Here is a 15,804-nt window from a genome sequence, read left to right on the forward strand (position 1 = left end):
ATGAAGATGTCGATGGCGTCGTGGTCAGCTCTTGGCCTCGGCGCCGGGGCGCACGTAGTACCACCATGCGAGCCAGATGCAGATCGCGCAGAGCACGACCGACCAGACGAAGAACGGCACGGGACCGACGAGCGAGAGCAGCACCCCGACGAAGAACGGGCCGAAGGCGGCGATGGATGCTGTGAACCCGATGGCGCCGCCCGCCTGACGTCTCGGGAAGATCGTGGGCATCTGCTTGAAGGTGCCGGCGTTCACCAGACCGGAGAACAGGAAGATGACGAGGATGCCGGTGATGACGCCGGGGAAGGCTGCCACGGTCCCCGGGATGAGGAACACCGTGGTGACGACACAGCCGACGAACATGCCGATCGACCCGATGAAAGTGAAGATCCCGCCGCCGAACCTGTCGCAGAGCGGGCCCATCGCCGCGCGCATCAGCGCCCCGATCGCCGGGCCGATGAAGGCGTACATGAGTCCGTTCGGGCCGCCGTACAGGTTCTTGATGAGCAGCGCGGTCTGCGCCGACAGGCCGGAGAACAAGCCGAATCCCATCACGTAGAGCACGGTCTGGATCCACGTGTGCTTGATCCGGAAGATGTCCATCTGCTCCCGGAAGTTCGCCGTGACCGGCACGCTCCGGATGTAGAGGAAGGCGACGACCGCGGCAAGCAGCACCCACGGCACGAGCACCAGGCCGCCGTTGTGCAGCCAGATGAGGTGTCCGTCCGCATCAGACTGCGGGGTGAGCGCAGCCGTGCCGAAGAGGCCGAATCCCACGACCCATGGCGTGAGCAGCTGCACGAAGGAGATGCCGAAGTTGCCGAGACCCGCCTGGAGTCCGAGTGCCGTCCCGCTCAGGCGTTTGGGAAAGAAGTAGCTCGTCGACGGCATGAATCCGGAGAACGTCCCGCCGCCGACGCCCGCGGCGAAGGCCAGTGCGAGCAGCACCCAGAACGGGGTGTCGCTGCTGCGCACCGCGAAGGTCCAGCCCAACAGCGGGATGAGCAGCAGGAGCGAGGAGAGCACGACCAGAGCCCTGGAGCCCAGGATCGGCGGCAGGAACATGAAAACGAGGCGCAACAGGCCGGCGGAGAGCCCCGGCACAGCGACGATCCAGTAGAGCTGGCCGGGGTCGAGCGCGAAGCCGACCTCGTTCAGCCTCGGCGCCACCGCGCTGACCACGTACCACGTCGCGAAGCTGATGAACATGGTGTACGTGGTGATGCCGAGTGTCCACCAGGCACGGCGAGGGTCCCAGGTGGCGGCGTTCTCGGGGTCCCAATTCGACAGATCGGACTTCAGCTCGGACCCAGTGGCAGTGACCACAGAGAACCCCCCGCGTCGCGCGAATGCTCGTGGCACCAGACTGCCCCTCGGTGGGGTCCAGGTCCAGACCCGCGGCCGGGTGGCGCGTTTTCGGTGCGTCCCGGGCTGTCAGGCCATCGGTTGCGCATCGGGGAACACCCAGTCGCCCTCGACGAGCGCGGGACGCGGTCGGTAGAGGCGCACGGCCCAGTTCCAGCCGGGGAAGACGGGAAGCAGGTTCGGCGCACCATTCCCGCCGAACTGAACCGTGTACGAGCCGTCGCCGTTCGGCACCGCGTTGATGCTGTTGACGGTGTAGATGTCCCGGTCGTTCTTCTCGAAGTACCCCTCGGCGTTGTACACGGAGATGCCCCACCATGCGTCGATGGGGAGATCGCGGAACGTGACACTGTAGATCGTCTCGCCGTCGTTCTGGCTCGGCACGTCGAAGGCGTAGAAGGCGTCGTTCTCGTTATTGCCGCCCCAACCGGCAGCGGTGCCGATCAGATGACGAACCGGATCAGTCTGCTCACGGGTGCCGAACATCCGATTGCTCCCGGACAGCGTGTCCGCGAGCGAGAGCAGCGCGTCTCGCACCTTCTTCTGACTCGCCGGATCCCAGTTCGGCAAGTCCAGAGCCCCCGGGCCGCCCGGCTGGTCGACGGTGATCGCATCCTGCACCGCCCGTGCCTGCTCGAGATCACCCGGGTCGTTCGGATCCACGAGGATGCGCACGGCGACGAAGACATACCGGGTGCCCTGCTCCGCTCTGGTCAGCACGTGCTGTCCGGATTCGTAGTCGGTGACGGTGTAATGGTCTTCGTTCGTGACCATCAGCGACACGAATCGGTCATCCGACGGCGGCATCGTGATCGTCACGGGACCGGCGTCGAGATCGAAGACCGCTGTGCTGGCGAGGACGTTGGGGTTGTCCCTGACCACTCGCTGATTGTCGGCGTTCGCAGGCTCGCGCTGATGTGCAAGCGCCCCGACGCTGCCCTGCGAGAACCGCTGGAAGTACATGTCGCTTTCTGCGCGTGCGAAGTTGTCGGCCGATACTGCCTGAATCTCGCCCATGGCGCCCCCTGCCCGGATCGGTGGCAGCACCGTACCGCGCCGCGGCCGGCGTCGGGCCGCCGTCGGACGAACTCATCCCGGCAGGGCTATGAGCGTTCGGACGAGCGCCGCCCCGCATCGACGAGGAGAAGTAGGGCGGACGGGACTTGAACCCGTGACCGGCGGATTATGAGTCCGATGCTCTAACCAGCTGAGCTACCGCCCCGTGCGTGCCGCAGCCGATCAGTCGGCCGGTGTGGTGGTGACGTCGTCGACGACCAGGTCGGGCACCGCCTCACCACGATACAGGCACTCGAAGGTGTTCAACGTGCGCTGGATGTCGTGGGCCGCGATGAGCCGCAGGGACTCCTTCTTCATCGCCGTGAGCTCGGGCTCCGGCATCCTGAAGATCTTCTCGAGCCGGTCTGCGAGCTGCTGCGCATTGCCCGGTTCGAACAGATAGCCGTTCTGTCCGTCGTGCACGAGGTGAGGCAGCGCCATGGCGTTCGCTGCGACGACGGGCAGGGCGGAGGCCATGGCCTCCATGGTCACGATCGACTGCAGTTCCGCGATCGACGGCATGCCGAGCACGGTGGCGCGCGTGTAGGCCTCGCGCAGCTCGTCGTCGGAGACATAACCGGTGAGCGTGACCCGGTCCGCGATGCCGAGCTGCTCGGCGAGCTGCTCCAGCGCGCGACGCTGGTCGCCGTCGCCCACGATCTCGAGCTTCACGTCGAGGTCGGCGGGCAGCAGCGCGACGGCGCGCACGAGCACGTCGATCTGCTTCTCGCCCGTGACCCGTCCGACGAAAGCGACTCGATTCTCGGTGCGCGGCTCGAAGTTCGGGGTGTACTTGTGCGCGTCGATGCCGCACGAGATGGCGTAGACGTGCTCGATGCCCGTGTTGCGTTCGAGGAACTCAGCAGCCTTGTGGGTCGGAGTCGTGACGGCCTCTGCCCGGCCGAACGAGCGCGCCGCGGCATTCCAGGCCTGACGGATCGCGAAGTCCTGCAGCCACTTCGGAATGAGCGTGAACTCGAGCAGGTTCTCCGGCATGAAGTGGTTGGTGCCGATGACACGAATGCCGCGCTTCTTCGCTTCGATCGACAGTCCGCGTCCGACGACGATGTGCGACTGGAAGTGCACGACGTCGGGCTGCACCTCGTCGAGCACGCGGGCGCTGTTCTGTTTGATGCGCCACGGCAAGGCGAACCGGAGCCACTCGTGCGGGTACCAGCGCCAGCTGTAGAGCCTGTGCATCACCATGCGCTGACCCTCGTGCTCCTCGATCCAGGTGCCATGGCGGCGTCCTGCGGAAGGCGCCATCACATGCACCTCGTGGCCGCGGGCCACGAGGCCGGCCGCGAGGCGCTCGGCGAAGCGGGCCGCACCGTTCACATTGGGAGCGAACGTGTCAGCACCGATCAGAATCTTCAGCGGCTTGCGCGTGGTGGTCGGCGGAAGCGGGGGTTCCGTCGCAGCGTCGCGTGAGTCCGTCAAGGAGCCATCCTTCTCTCCGTGCCATCGGGGGATGGGGCACGTTCATCAGCCCGGGAAGCTGCTCGACCCGGCTGGATACCGGCACCCAGTCTATGCAGGGTCCTGGCCAGAGGCGGGTTGCGTGTCGTCGTTGTCGTCATACGTGCGCACTCCGGGATGCACCCTTGCCAGAAGGAACACGCCGACGATCGCGACGACACCGGCGGCGACGAACGCCGCGACCTGCCAGCCCGCAGCGCCGGCGGCCTCGTTGAGGATCGTGATGCCGATGGTCACGGCGACGAGCGGGTCGATGACGGTGAGACCGGCGATCACCAGGTCGGGCGGCCCCGAGGCATACGCGTTCTGCACGAAATACGCGCCGAGGATGACGGCGGCCAGCAGTGCGATCAGGCAGCAGACTGTGAGCCAGTCGAACTGCTGCTGCTCGATGCGGGAGATCACCGATTTCGCCAGCGTCGCGACGAAGCCGTACAGGATGCCGGCACCGACCACGTAGCCGATCGCGGGCAGATTGCGGCGGAAGATCGCGAAGGCCACGGCGGCGACCACCAGGACGACGCCGAGCACGATCAGGATGGTGACGAGGTTGGCCTCCGTCACCGGAACCTCACGGGCGGCGAAAGCCGCGACGAGCACGAATGCGCCGACGCCGCCGACGCAGAGACAGATGGCGAGGATGGACCGTTTGTTGAGCCTGGTCTTGCTCACCCTCGCGTTGATGATCGCCGTGATCACGAGCGAGACCGCGCCGAGCGGCTGCACGACGATCAGGGGTGAGAACACCAGGCTGGTCAGCTGCAGCACGATGGCGAGGCCGAGCATGATGGTGCCGAGAACCCACGAGGGTCGCGCGAGCAGAAGCCTGAGCTGTCGCAGCTGCAGGCCGCCCCTGCCGTCGTGGTCGGTGCGCAGTTCCACCTTCGTGACGCCCCGGTGCTGCAGCTGCGCCCCGATCGACATCACCACTGCTCCGACGAGAGCGATCGGGATGCCGATGAACTGCCGCGGCTGCAGGGCCGCGAAGTCGGTTGACGACGCGGCCAGGTCGGTGATCACGCATCGACCCTAACGGCTCTGCCCGCCGATACCCTTGACGAATGGCCGTTCTTCCGATCCGCATCTGCGGCGACCCCGTGCTCCACTCCCCCGCGACCGAGGTGACCGAGTTCGACTCCGGGCTGCGCGAACTCGTGCAGGACATGTTCGAGACCACGACCGCCGCGCCGGGTGTCGGACTGGCCGGGCCCCAGGTGGGTGTCGACCGGCGGCTTTTCGTCTACGACTGGACCGACGATGCCGATGTGCGGCACCGCGGCGCCGCGATCAACCCCACGCTGTGGATCTCGCCCGTGCCCGCCGGCGACGCCGATCCCGACACCGAGTCAGAGGGTTGTCTCTCGTTCCCTGGCGAACGTTTCCCGCTCCGCCGGGCGTCCCGCGCCATCCTGCAGGCCGTCGACGTCGACGGCAAGCCGTTCGAGGTGCGCGCCGACGGCTGGCTCGCCAGGATCTTCCAGCACGAGTTCGATCATCTCGACGGGCTGCTCTACGTGGACCGTCTCACCGACGGATACGCACGCACCGCGGCGAAGATCGAGCGCAAGCGCGGCTGGGGCGTTCCCGGTCAGAGCTGGCTGCCCGGCGTCGACCACCTCGAGGGGTGAGCAAGCCCTCGCGGGATCGATCGCCGGGCGTGTCGCGACTCAGCGCGGCGAAGGGCCCTGTCTGTTGGCACGCAGCACCTCGAGGCGCTTGCGGTACTCGACCTCGTCGATGTCGCCCTGTGCGAAGCGTTCCGCGAGGGTCGACTCTGCGTTGCTGCCCGCCGACCAGCCGCCGTAGGGGCCGTGTTCGCGCCAGTAGGCACGACGACGCCTGGTGGCGAAGAAGACGATCAGGCCGATGACCAGGATCCAGAAGATCGGGATCAGGAACACGAACGGGAAGAACCCGAATCCCCATCCGCCGGCCCAGTGCGCCGCTGCCGCGGTGGAGACGGACGTGAGTGTGCTGAACATGGTGTCGGAACCTTTCTGTTGAGACGGCTCGCTTCGAGCCGAACCCAGGTTGCGACGTGGAACGGCGGCGGCGCGTCCGCCCGGTGGAGGCATCCCGCTGCTCCATCGAGAGGATGCCGTGACTAGCCGTGGATCAGAACCCGGCCGGTGAGACCAGACCAGACTCGTAGGCGATCACCACGAGATGAACGCGATCGCGTGCACCCAGCTTGGCGATGATGCGCGAGACGTGCGTCTTCGCCGTGAGCGGGCTCATGAAGAGCCGTGCGCCGATCTCTGCGTTGCTCAGTCCCTCCGCGACGAGGGCGAGGACCTCCCGCTCGCGCTCCGTCAGCGGCTCGAGCACGGATGCCGTGAGTTCCGGCCGCGGCGTCGCCGCGAGTCGCGAGAGCAGACGCTTCGTCACCCCTGGTGAGAGCAGCGCGTCGCCCGCGGCGGCCACGCGCACGGAGCGGATCAGCTCGACGGGTTCCGTGTGCTTGACGAGGAATCCGCTCGCGCCCGCTCTGATCGCCTCCGAGACGTACTCGTCGAGCTCGAACGTGGTGACGATGACGACGTGCACGTCGTTCAGCGCAGCGTCGGCGACGATGCGATCGGTGGCCCACAGGCCGTCACCGTCGGGCATCCTGATGTCCATCAAGACGACGTCGGGATGCTCGTGGCGCACCAGCTCGAGCGCTTCCCGTCCGGTCGAGGCCTCTCCGACGACCTCGATGTCGGATTCATGGTCGAGGAGGGCCCGGAATCCGGCGCGCACGAGCTGTTGATCGTCGGCCAGCACCACACGGATCATGCCTCGTCGCTCCTTCGCATCAATGGCAGCGTGGCTCGCACGACGAATCCGCCGTCGGCGGTGGCGACGGCGGTGAGGGTCCCGCCGAGCGCACGAGCGCGTTCGCGCATGCCGAGGATGCCCTTGCCGCCGGAGGGAAGGGACCCGCGCGTGTCTGCAGGCGCGGTCCCTTCCGCCGCAGGGCCGTTCTCGACGCGAAGCTCGAGCGCCGTGGCAGACGCGCGCAGCTCCACTTCGACACGGGTGCCCGGCGCGTGCCTGCGTACGTTCGTGAGCGCCTCTTGCACGATGCGGTAGGCGGCGGACTGCACGGAGGCGGGCGACGTGCCGAGGCCGCCCGCGACGACATTCGTCGTGTCGCCGACGGCGACGATGTCGAGACCCGACGCACGCGCGTCGTCGAGCAGAGCGGGTATCTCGGTCAGACTCGGCTCCGGACGCAGCGGTGCGCCGTCTGCTGAGCCGTCGCGGAGCATCCCGAGCACCCCGCGCACCTCGTCGAGCGCCGTCGCGCTGGTGTCGCGGATGGATCGCAGGCTCTCCCTCGCCCGATCGGGATCATCGTCGAAGAGGTGCAGGCCGACGCCCGCCTGCACGCTGATCTGCGAGAGGGAGTGGGCCAGCACGTCGTGCAGCTCGCGTGCGATGCGGAGCCGCTCCTCCTCAGCGGCGGACCGGCGGCGGGAAGCCTCGTCGTGGGCCGCTGCGCGGAACCGGGCACGGCGAGCCGATGCTCCCGTGACTGCGGCGGCGACGAGACAGAGGACGACGGTGACCAGGAGCACGCGGATGCCTCCGGTGCCCGCACCGCTCACAGCCACCCACACGGCGCCGACGACGCCGACGCCCGCGAGAGTGCTCCACGCCCAGGTCGCCGCTCCGCCGAGCACGGCTCTGGCGACGGCGAACGCGACCGGAAGAGCGGCGGCCGGCGGTCCCACGGCCAGCGCGATGGCCGGGGTCGCGAACGCCGCGACGACGATCACGCCCGGCCCGCGCCAGGGCAGGAGCAGCAGAACCCCTGCGGCGATGCCGGAGAGCGCGGCGAGACCGGCGCCGACGTCGATGGTGCGGTGCATCCCGTGCCACGCGGGCGCCATAGCGAAGGCCAAGCCCGGCAACTGCACGGTCACGCTGAGCGCGGCGGCGACGGCTCTGCCCCTCAGAGACCGCCTCGCGCGGACAGCCGGGCCGGGCTCGGGCCCGGTGCGCAGCCAGGGCGGATACGGCATCCCCTCATGCTAGCCAGGCGACGTCGTGCGGCCATCGGCCGACGGGTGTCGCGGCCTACTCCCCGTGGAGTATGCGATGCTCCTCTCCGGTGGCCACCGGGCGATCGGGGTGGTTCGACCACTGGCTCCACGAACCGGGATAGAGTGCGGCCTCGTATCCGGCGATCATGAGGGCGGCCACCGTGTGCGCGCCTGTGACGCCCGAGCCGCAGTAGCCGGCGACGGGGATGTCTCCGCGCACGCCGAGTGCGGCGAACCGGTCCCGGAGTGCCTCAGCGGAGAGGAAGCGGCCCGTGTCATCGACGTTGCCCGTGGTGGGCGCGTTGACGGCCCCGGGAACGTGGCCGGCCCGCGGGTCGATCGGCTCCGTCTCTCCTCGGTAGCGCTCAGGGGCACGGGCGTCGAGAAGGACTCCGTCGGCCGCGACCTCCGCCGCTTCGTCCATCGTGACGACCGGCAGCCGGCCGTACCGGAGCACGACGGTGCCGGGTCGCGGCGTCGTCTCGCCGGACTCGAGCGCCCGCCCGGACTGCGTCCATGCGCGCAGCCCGCCGTCGAGCATCCGCACCGAGTCGAGTCCCGCGTGCCTCAGCAGCCACCAGGCGCGCGCGGCCGACATGTTGGCGAGGTCGTCATAGACGACGACCTCGGAGCCGTCGTCGAGACCCCAGCTGCGAGCATCCCGCTGCAACCGCTCGACGGCCGGCACCGGATGCCTGCCCTCCTTCGGATCACCGACCTCGGCCAGCTGTCGGTCGAGGTCGACGTATACCGCACCGGGAATGTGCCCTGCCGCGTGGTCGAGACGCCCGTCGGGGCGATCGAGGCGCCACCGAACATCGAGGATGACCACCGCTCTGTCATTCCGTCGGCCCGCGTCGATCAGGTCGGCGAGGTCGTCGGCGGTGATGAGGACATCGGAGCGTTCGGACATGAGACAACGCTACCCACGAGCGCGCCCCTGTGCTGCCCGAGCCATGACGCAGGAAAACCCTCGATCGTCGACGAGGCGTGACGATCGAGGGTTCTACGCTCCCCCACTTGGACTCGAACCAAGAACCTGCCGGTTAACAGCCGGCTGCTCTGCCAATTGAGCTATGGAGGAATGCCCTCGCGGGCTTGTTCACTTTACCAAAGCGCGGCCTGCACACAAATTCGAGGCGCATGCGTCGACGGCCGACCCGCGCAGCTCATTCGCTCAGCCGCAGAGCCTCGGCCAGCTCGGCCACGTAGGAGTGCGTCGGCGCCGTGAAGACGTCCTGCATGGTGCCGTAGCCGACGAGCGAACCGGCCTTCAGCACGGCCACCGTGGCTGCCGCGTGACGCAGCACGCGGGCGTCGTGGCTGACGATCACGGCGGCGAAATCGTGCTCGCCGTGCAGCGCCGCGAGCAGGTCGACGACGGAGTCTCGCACGGTCACGTCGATGCCGGCCGTCGGCTCGTCGGCGATCAGCACCTGCGGCCCGAGCACGAGCGCCTGCGCGATCGCCACACGCTGCCTCTGTCCCCCGCTGAGCTCGTAGGGATACTTGTCGAGCACGCCGAGCGGCAGCCGCACCGAGTCGAGCATCGACGCGACACGCATGCCGGCCTCGCGTCGACTGAACCGCTTGTCGCGTTCGTAGATGGGGGCGGCGACCAGGTCGGCGACGGTGTGCGCGCGATCGAGACGGGCGCCGGCATCCTGTCGTAGGTATCCGACGTGAAAGGTGAGACTCTGCCGCTCGCGCGCCTTCAACCTGCGTGCCGAGTGTCCCATCACGAGCGCGTCGCCGCCGGTGATGCGCGGCGCGACACCGCCGTCGACAGTGCCACGACCGGAGAGGATGCGGGCCAGCGTGCTCTTGCCCGAGCCGCTCTCTCCGAGCACGCCGAGCACCTCGCCCGACCGCACGCGCAGGCTCACGCCGCGCAGCGCGACGCATCCGGAAGAGGGACCGTGCGGCGGGTACTCCGCGGAGAGATCGTCGAGAACGATCGGGTCGCGGTATGCCGGCGCGCTCATGCCCTGACTTCCTCGTGCATGCCTTCAGCCTATGGGAGCAGTGCCACGGGCGAGGGCAGCACCTCACTCGCCGCGCAGCCGCGCGCGCTCCTGGTCGATCTGCACGAGTTCGTGCTGGATGCCCGTGACCGCCTCACGGTCTGCTGCCTCGGTGCGCTGCAGCCGACCGAGGGCATCCGCCTTGCGTCGCAGCAATTCGCGGTCGAGCAGCGAGGCCGTCACCGACGAGGCCCAGGCAGCGACGCCGGCCTCGTCTCTGGCCGGAATGGGGGCAACGCTCAACTGCCTGACGAGGCCGGCGAACGGAGCGGGCACGTCATCGGCGATGCGCGCGGCCCATCCACTCGACCCGAACGTGTCCAGGTTGGCCGCGACAGCATCGCGGACGACGGCGAGGGTGGCGCTGGACAGTCCGACACGGCTCACCGCCGCCGCGCGGTCGGCACCGACGTGCAGGGGGTACTGGAGCACGGCCATCAGAGCCTCGCGCTCAAGCCTGGTCGCCGGGTCGTTGCCGAGCCCGGCCAGGGTCACCTCGGGCTGGGCGGGCGCCGAGATCTCGCGCTCCGCCGACGCGGGAGCACGTCGCTCATCCGGACGGGTGCCGCGCGCGTTCGTCCCTGCTGACGCTGTGCGCACCGCCGCCTGCACCTCGGCGAGCTCGGTGCCCAGCATGCGCGCCAGCTGCCGCGTGTATCCCGGTCGCAGCGCCGGGTCCCTGATGCCCGCCACGATCGGCGCGCACTCACGGAGCGCCGCGACGCGCCCCTCGACGGTCTCGAGATCGTACTTGCCGAGTGCCTGGCGAATCACGAACTCGAACATCGGGCGCTTCGTGTCGATCATGCGACGCACGGCGGCGTCGCCCTTCTCCAGCCGCAGATCGCAGGGATCGAGGCCCTCCGGTCCGACGGCCACGTAGGTCTGGGCGGCGAAACGCTGCTCTTCGCCGAACGCGCGCAGCGCCGCCTTCTGGCCTGCGGCATCCGGGTCGAAGGTGAACACCACCTCGCCGAGTCCGCTGTCATCGCCGAGCACGCGCCTCAGCACCTTGATGTGGTCGACGCCGAAGGCGGTGCCGCAGGTGGCGACCGCGGTGTCGACGCCGGCGAGATGGCACGCCATGACGTCGGTGTACCCCTCGACGACCACGACGCGGTGCGCACGGGAGATCTCGCGCTTGGCCAGGTCGAGGCCGTAGAGCACCTGCGCCTTGTGATAGATCGCGGTCTCGGGGGTGTTCAGGTACTTCGGGCCCTTGTCGTCGTCGAGCAGGCGGCGCGCGCCGAATCCGACGGTCTGGCCGGTGACGTCGCGGATCGGCCAGATCACCCTGCCACGGAATCTGTCGTAGGCGCTGCCCCGCTCGCCCGTGGAGACGAGCCCGGATGCCGCGAGTTCATCGGCCGTGAAGCCGCGGCCGCGCAGGTGGGCGCCGAGGGAATCCCACGAGTTCGGTGCGAAGCCCACCCCGAAGCGCTCGGCCGCCACCGGGTCGAAGCCGCGCTCACCGAGGAAGCGGCGGGCGATGTCGGCATCGGGAGCGCCGAGCCGTTCCCGGAAGAACTCCTCCGCCGCGGCGTTGGCGGCGATGAGACGGGCACGGTTGCCGGTCTCGGCCGCTGCCGGACCGCCGTCTTCGTAGTGCAGCGCGTAACCGATGCGGGCGGCGAGCCGCTCCACGGCGTCGGCGAACGAGACGTGATCCATCTTCATCAGGAAGGCGTACACGTCGCCGCCCTCGCCACAGCCGAAGCAGTGGTAAAGCCCGACCTGGGGACGCACCTGGAAGCTCGGGCTGCGCTCGTCGTGGAACGGGCACAGACCCTTGAGCGAGCCGACCCCTGCGGGCTTGAGGGTGACGTAGTCGCCGACGATGTCGGCGAGATTCGTTCTGGCCTTGACCTCGTCGACGTCGCTCTGTCGAATCCGGCCTGCCATGGCGACGATTCTAGGGCGTGTGCGCGCCCGCTACCGGCGGCTGTGCACCGTCACAAGGCGTCGTGCGTGCGGCGGCCCTGCGCCAGACGTTCGAACCAGGCGATCGCGGACTGATCGGTGAGGCTCGCGACCTGATCGACCACCACGCGCTTGCGCTCCGCGTCGTCGGACGACTGCCCCCAGTCCTCGGCGAACCCGGGGTCGAGATGCTGCTCTCCCCCGTCGAGCAACGCGGAGGCGAGGTCGGTGAGCATGGTGCGCTGCCTCGCATAGATGGGCTGCCGCGTGTTGCGGGACATCACGAAGGTGGCCACGATCCCCTTAAGCACGGCGATCTCGGCCTGGATGCCGCGGGGCACGACGACGTCGGCGCCGAACCTGATGAGGCACTCGCGCTGGTACGCCTCGCGGGTGGCCCGAGCGGAGGAGACCGCGAACCGGCCGATGAGCTGGCTCGTGAGGTTCTTCAGTCTCGCCTGGGCGCGACGCGAGCCGTCCCAGTCACCGACCCAGGCATCCAGGCTGTCGAGCCGGTCGAAGGCCTCGATGAGCTCGTCGTGCGTCACCTCGCCGCCGATCCACTCGTACATCGAGCTCACCAGGGCGTCGTGGTCGGTGCGGCTGCTCAGGGCGGCGACGTCGATGTAGCCGTTGACGACGGCGTCTTCGAAGTCGTGCACCGAGTAGGCGATGTCGTCGGAGAGGTCCATCACCTGTGCCTCGATGCAGCGCACGCGGTCTGGCGCGCCCTCGCGCAGCCAATGGAAGGCCGGCTCGTCGTCGGCGTAGAAGCCGAACTTGGCGCGACCGCTCGGATCGGCCACCGACGACGACGACGGCCACGGATACTTGCAGCTGGCGTCGAGGCTGGCCCTGGTGAGGTTGAGGCCGTAAGGATGCCCGTCGTCGCCGAACACCTTCGGCTCCAGCCTGGTCAAGAGCCGCAGCGTCTGCGCGTTGCCCTCGAACCCGCCGATGTCTGCCGACCACTCCGACAGCGCACGCTCACCGTTGTGTCCGAACGGAGGGTGCCCGATGTCGTGCGCGAGACAGGCCGTGTCGACCACATCGGGATCGAGGCCGAGGCTGGATGCCAGCTCCCTGCCCACCTGCGCCACCTCGAGCGAGTGCGTGAGACGGTTGCGCGCGAAGTCGAGACCCGCTGTGGGGCTGAGCACCTGCGTCTTCGCGGCGAGACGACGCAGCGCGCTGGAATGCAGAAGTCTCGCCCTGTCCCTGGCGAAGTCGCTGCGCCGGGTGGAGTGCTGCTCGGGCAGCCAGCGCTCACGGTCGAACTCGGTGTAACCGTGATCAGCCGCCACTCGTGTTCACCTCTGCTTCCGCCAGTTGGGCGTGTTGCGTGGCCTCGATCGAGCGGGACTCGAGCCAGCGGTCGGGCAGCGCGGGCACCTTGGGCGTTCCGGCCCGGCCGCGCGGTCCTTCGGCATCTTCGCCGGGATACGGAAGGGTCGGGTCGAGCGTGCCCAGCAGGTCGTCGAGCGCGGCCAGCGTCTCGACCGTCGCGAGCCTCGCCCGCAGCTCTCCGCCGACGGGATAGCCCTTGAAGTACCAGGCGACGTGCTTGCGGATGTCGCGACATCCGCGCTCTTCGCTTTCGAAGAACTCCACGAGCAGCTCGGCGTGTCTGCGGAACGCTGCCATGACCTCGCCGAGGCTGGGGCGGGCCGTGGCGGCCGCAGCCTCCTCGGCGCTGATCTCGCCTGCGCGCGCCTTGAAAGCCGCGGAGAGATCGCCGAACAGCCAGGGGCGTCCGAGGCAGCCGCGACCCACCACGACGCCGTCGCAACCGGTCTGCTCGACCATGCGCACGGCATCCGCGCCCGTCCAGATGTCGCCGTTGCCGAGCACCGGCACGCTGGTCACGGTCTCTTTGAGGGTCGCGATCGCCGACCAGTCGGCGTGCCCGGAGTAGAACTCCGACGCGGTGCGCGCGTGCAGGGCGATGGATGCCACGCCCGCGTCTTCAGCGATGCGACCGGCCTCGAGATAGGTCAGGTGGTCACCGTCGATGCCTTTGCGCATCTTGACGGTGAGCGGCAGATCGCCCGCGGCACGCACGGCGGCGGTCACGATGTCGCGGAAGAGATCGAGCTTCCACGGCAGCGCCGCTCCACCGCCCTTGCGGGTGACCTTCGGTACGGGGCAGCCGAAGTTGAGATCGATGTGGTCCGCTCGGTCTTCGGCGACCAGCATCGTGACGGCCTCACGCACCGTCTTCGGGTCGACGCCGTAGAGCTGGATCGAGCGCGGCGTCTCGCTCTCGTGGTGCCTGATCAGCCGCATCGACTCCGGGGTGCGCTCGACGAGTGCGCGCGACGTGATCATCTCGCTCACGTACAGGCCGGCTCCGAACTCGCGGCACAGCCTTCGGAACGCCGTATTCGTGATGCCGGCCATGGGCGCGAGCACGACGGGCGAGTCGAGACGCAGCGGTCCGATGGCCAACTGCGACGGGCTTAGGGTTGCGGAGGGAGACATCGTTCATGATTCTCCCAGATCTCGCTGAGAACACCGATGGCGCCGCCGCGTGACGCCGAAAGGACGTGGTGGGCCGTGGCCGAGGGACGCGATCGAGTACTCGAGGATGCCGCAGCTCGCGGGGTCGAGGTGCGGATCGTACCGCGCCCGCGCGCCGACTCGCTGCAGGAAGCGGCCGCTCTGCTGGGCATCGAACCGTCCGACATCGTCAAGACCCTCGTCGTGAAGCGGCACGACGGCGACTACCTCTTCGCGCTCGTGCCGGGCGGACGCAAGATCTCGTGGGCGAAGCTGCGCGCGCTGGTGGGCGTTAACAAGCTCTCGCTGCCCGACGCGTCGCTGGCCCTGGACGCCACCGGTTACGAGCGCGGCACCATCACGCCGTTCGGCTCCACGACGGACTGGCCCGTCTTCGCGGATGCGCTCGTGGCCGGTCGCACCGTCGCCATGGGGGCGGGCGAGCACGGCTTCAGCGCCTTCGTGGACGGCGACGCGCTCATCGCCGCGTTCGACGCGACGGTCGCCGACATCACCGACCCGGAGTAGCGCCGCCGGGTCGCACGCGTCCGGCGGCCTTCAGTGCGCTCCCCCGTCGTTCGGCTCCGGCTCGGATGCCTGCTGCTGCGGAATGACGCACACGTCACCGTCGCAGACCACCGCGTTCGGGTCGCCGAGCGGGGTGAGGCCGCTCACGCGTACACCCCGGCCACGTCCGCCTCGTCGTCGGAGGCCGCTGCATCCGAGCCGCGCTCCGTCCAGACCTGCTCGAGGACCTGCGCGAAGGTCGCCGCCTCCTGCGCTCCCGAAACACCGTATTTGCCGTCGATCACGTAGAACGGCACCCCGTTGATGCCGAACTCCTGCGCGGTGGCCTGATCCTCGCGCACGGCGGCGAGGTAGTCGTTGCGCTCGAGCGCGGCGCGGGCATCCTCGGCATCGAGACCCACCTCCGACGCGTAGCCGATCAGGTCGTCGATGCGGCCGACGTGGCCGCCGTCGATGAAGTATGCGCGCATCAGACGCTCCTTCATCTCGGCCTGCTTGCCGTGCGCCTTGGCGTAGTGGATGAGCTCGTGCGCCTTCACCGTGTTGGTGTGCTGCATCGAGCCGAAGTCGTAGTCCAGACCGACCTGCTTCGCGATGCCGCCGACGCGCTCCAGCATCTGCTCGGCCTGCTCAGGGCTGATGCCCTTGTGCTGAGCCAGGTAGTCGGCCTCGTTGCCGTGGAAATCGACGGGGGTGTCGGGCGAGAGCTCGAAGGAGTGGAACTCCACCTCGACGTCACGGTCGTCACCGCCGCCGCTGAAGAGACCTGCGCCGGCCTCGAACTTGCGTTTTCCGATGTAGCACCACGGGCACGCGATGTCGGACCAGATGTCTACCTTGATGGGTTCACTCACGAATCGGTTCAACCTTGCGCGGGCGCTCGCTATTCCACCGATGGATAG

The 15,804-nt window shown here is 68.7% G+C and carries 15 protein-coding genes and 2 tRNA genes; 2 read left to right on the forward strand and 15 right to left on the reverse strand.

The window, feature by feature from the left end; genetic code table 11:
- Positions 1 to 24 precede the first annotated feature (24 nt).
- The 5 genes from FPZ11_RS03275 to FPZ11_RS03295 form a co-directional block, all read right to left on the reverse strand.
- Complete coding sequence (locus FPZ11_RS03275; protein WP_246846505.1) at positions 25 to 1,326, reverse strand: MFS transporter; 1,302 nt, start codon at positions 1,324 to 1,326, stop codon at positions 25 to 27.
- 108 nt (positions 1,327 to 1,434) lie between these two features.
- Entirely contained in the window at positions 1,435 to 2,382 is a 948-nt protein-coding gene (locus tag FPZ11_RS03280) for a DUF1254 domain-containing protein (protein WP_146318341.1), read from the reverse strand.
- A gap of 131 nt (positions 2,383 to 2,513) precedes the next feature.
- Positions 2,514 to 2,587, reverse strand: a tRNA-Ile gene (locus tag FPZ11_RS03285).
- A gap of 17 nt (positions 2,588 to 2,604) precedes the next feature.
- Complete coding sequence (locus FPZ11_RS03290) at positions 2,605 to 3,861, reverse strand: glycosyltransferase (RefSeq protein ID WP_246846506.1); 1,257 nt, start codon at positions 3,859 to 3,861, stop codon at positions 2,605 to 2,607.
- 90 nt (positions 3,862 to 3,951) lie between these two features.
- On the reverse strand, positions 3,952 to 4,920 hold the full coding sequence (locus FPZ11_RS03295) for a DMT family transporter (RefSeq protein ID WP_246846507.1): 969 nt from the start codon (positions 4,918 to 4,920) through the stop codon (positions 3,952 to 3,954).
- Between the two features lie 41 nt (positions 4,921 to 4,961).
- Here FPZ11_RS03295 and def point away from each other — a divergent pair, with 41 nt between their 5' ends.
- The gene (def, locus tag FPZ11_RS03300; RefSeq protein ID WP_146318343.1) at positions 4,962 to 5,528 is read left to right on the forward strand and encodes a peptide deformylase; all 567 of its coding nucleotides are present in this window, start codon (positions 4,962 to 4,964) and stop codon (positions 5,526 to 5,528) included.
- A 39-nt stretch (positions 5,529 to 5,567) separates the two neighbouring features.
- Here the strand turns inward: def and FPZ11_RS03305 are convergent, their stop codons facing one another.
- From FPZ11_RS03305 to dusB, 9 genes are all read right to left on the reverse strand, one after another.
- Positions 5,568 to 5,882 carry an SHOCT domain-containing protein gene (locus FPZ11_RS03305; protein ID WP_146318345.1) on the reverse strand — a complete coding sequence of 105 codons (315 nt, stop codon included), beginning with the start codon at positions 5,880 to 5,882 and terminating at the stop codon, positions 5,568 to 5,570.
- Between the two features lie 133 nt (positions 5,883 to 6,015).
- Positions 6,016 to 6,678 (reverse strand): response regulator transcription factor, encoded by a 663-nt coding sequence (locus FPZ11_RS03310; protein ID WP_146318347.1) that lies wholly within the window; start codon positions 6,676 to 6,678, stop codon positions 6,016 to 6,018.
- A complete protein-coding gene (locus FPZ11_RS03315; protein WP_146318349.1) occupies positions 6,675 to 7,910 on the reverse strand; it encodes a sensor histidine kinase in 1,236 nt (411 codons plus the stop codon). The genes FPZ11_RS03310 and FPZ11_RS03315 overlap by 4 nt, the downstream gene beginning before the upstream one ends.
- Before the next feature lie 55 nt (positions 7,911 to 7,965).
- Complete coding sequence (locus FPZ11_RS03320) at positions 7,966 to 8,844, reverse strand: sulfurtransferase (RefSeq protein WP_146318351.1); 879 nt, start codon at positions 8,842 to 8,844, stop codon at positions 7,966 to 7,968.
- 98 nt (positions 8,845 to 8,942) lie between these two features.
- A tRNA-Asn gene (locus FPZ11_RS03325) sits at positions 8,943 to 9,015 on the reverse strand.
- A gap of 85 nt (positions 9,016 to 9,100) precedes the next feature.
- A complete protein-coding gene (locus tag FPZ11_RS03330) occupies positions 9,101 to 9,916 on the reverse strand; it encodes an ATP-binding cassette domain-containing protein (protein WP_146318353.1) in 816 nt (271 codons plus the stop codon).
- A 63-nt stretch (positions 9,917 to 9,979) separates the two neighbouring features.
- Positions 9,980 to 11,857 carry a DNA primase gene (gene dnaG, locus FPZ11_RS03335; RefSeq protein ID WP_146318355.1) on the reverse strand — a complete coding sequence of 626 codons (1,878 nt, stop codon included), beginning with the start codon at positions 11,855 to 11,857 and terminating at the stop codon, positions 9,980 to 9,982.
- Between the two features lie 50 nt (positions 11,858 to 11,907).
- A complete protein-coding gene (locus FPZ11_RS03340) occupies positions 11,908 to 13,179 on the reverse strand; it encodes a deoxyguanosinetriphosphate triphosphohydrolase (protein ID WP_146318357.1) in 1,272 nt (423 codons plus the stop codon).
- Positions 13,169 to 14,356 carry a tRNA dihydrouridine synthase DusB gene (dusB, locus tag FPZ11_RS03345; RefSeq protein WP_146318359.1) on the reverse strand — a complete coding sequence of 396 codons (1,188 nt, stop codon included), beginning with the start codon at positions 14,354 to 14,356 and terminating at the stop codon, positions 13,169 to 13,171. Before dusB ends, FPZ11_RS03340 begins: the two co-directional genes overlap by 11 nt.
- A 36-nt stretch (positions 14,357 to 14,392) precedes the next feature.
- Here dusB and FPZ11_RS03350 point away from each other — a divergent pair, with 36 nt between their 5' ends.
- Complete coding sequence (locus tag FPZ11_RS03350; RefSeq protein ID WP_146318361.1) at positions 14,393 to 14,902, forward strand: aminoacyl-tRNA deacylase; 510 nt, start codon at positions 14,393 to 14,395, stop codon at positions 14,900 to 14,902.
- 143 nt (positions 14,903 to 15,045) lie between these two features.
- Here the strand turns inward: FPZ11_RS03350 and FPZ11_RS03355 are convergent, their stop codons facing one another.
- On the reverse strand, positions 15,046 to 15,756 hold the full coding sequence (locus FPZ11_RS03355) for a DsbA family oxidoreductase (RefSeq protein WP_146318363.1): 711 nt from the start codon (positions 15,754 to 15,756) through the stop codon (positions 15,046 to 15,048).
- Positions 15,757 to 15,804 lie beyond the last annotated feature (48 nt).

It is taken from the genome of Humibacter ginsenosidimutans (assembly GCF_007859675.1).
In the GTDB taxonomy this organism is placed as follows: Bacteria; Actinomycetota; Actinomycetes; order Actinomycetales; family Microbacteriaceae; genus Humibacter; species Humibacter ginsenosidimutans.

Coding starts and splice junctions, on each gene's coding strand:
- FPZ11_RS03320 (WP_146318351.1), bottom strand. CDS start 8,844: ATGTCCGAACGCTCCGATGTCCTCATCACCGCCGACGACCTCGCCGAC.
- FPZ11_RS03315 (WP_146318349.1), bottom strand. CDS start 7,910: ATGCCGTATCCGCCCTGGCTGCGCACCGGGCCCGAGCCCGGCCCGGCT.
- dnaG (WP_146318355.1), bottom strand. CDS start 11,857: ATGGCAGGCCGGATTCGACAGAGCGACGTCGACGAGGTCAAGGCCAGA.
- FPZ11_RS03330 (WP_146318353.1), bottom strand. CDS start 9,916: ATGAGCGCGCCGGCATACCGCGACCCGATCGTTCTCGACGATCTCTCC.
- dusB (WP_146318359.1), bottom strand. CDS start 14,356: ATGTCTCCCTCCGCAACCCTAAGCCCGTCGCAGTTGGCCATCGGACCG.
- FPZ11_RS03310 (WP_146318347.1), bottom strand. CDS start 6,678: ATGATCCGTGTGGTGCTGGCCGACGATCAACAGCTCGTGCGCGCCGGA.
- FPZ11_RS03305 (WP_146318345.1), bottom strand. CDS start 5,882: ATGTTCAGCACACTCACGTCCGTCTCCACCGCGGCAGCGGCGCACTGG.
- def (WP_146318343.1), top strand. CDS start 4,962: ATGGCCGTTCTTCCGATCCGCATCTGCGGCGACCCCGTGCTCCACTCC.
- FPZ11_RS03280 (WP_146318341.1), bottom strand. CDS start 2,382: ATGGGCGAGATTCAGGCAGTATCGGCCGACAACTTCGCACGCGCAGAA.
- FPZ11_RS03350 (WP_146318361.1), top strand. CDS start 14,393: ATGGCGCCGCCGCGTGACGCCGAAAGGACGTGGTGGGCCGTGGCCGAG.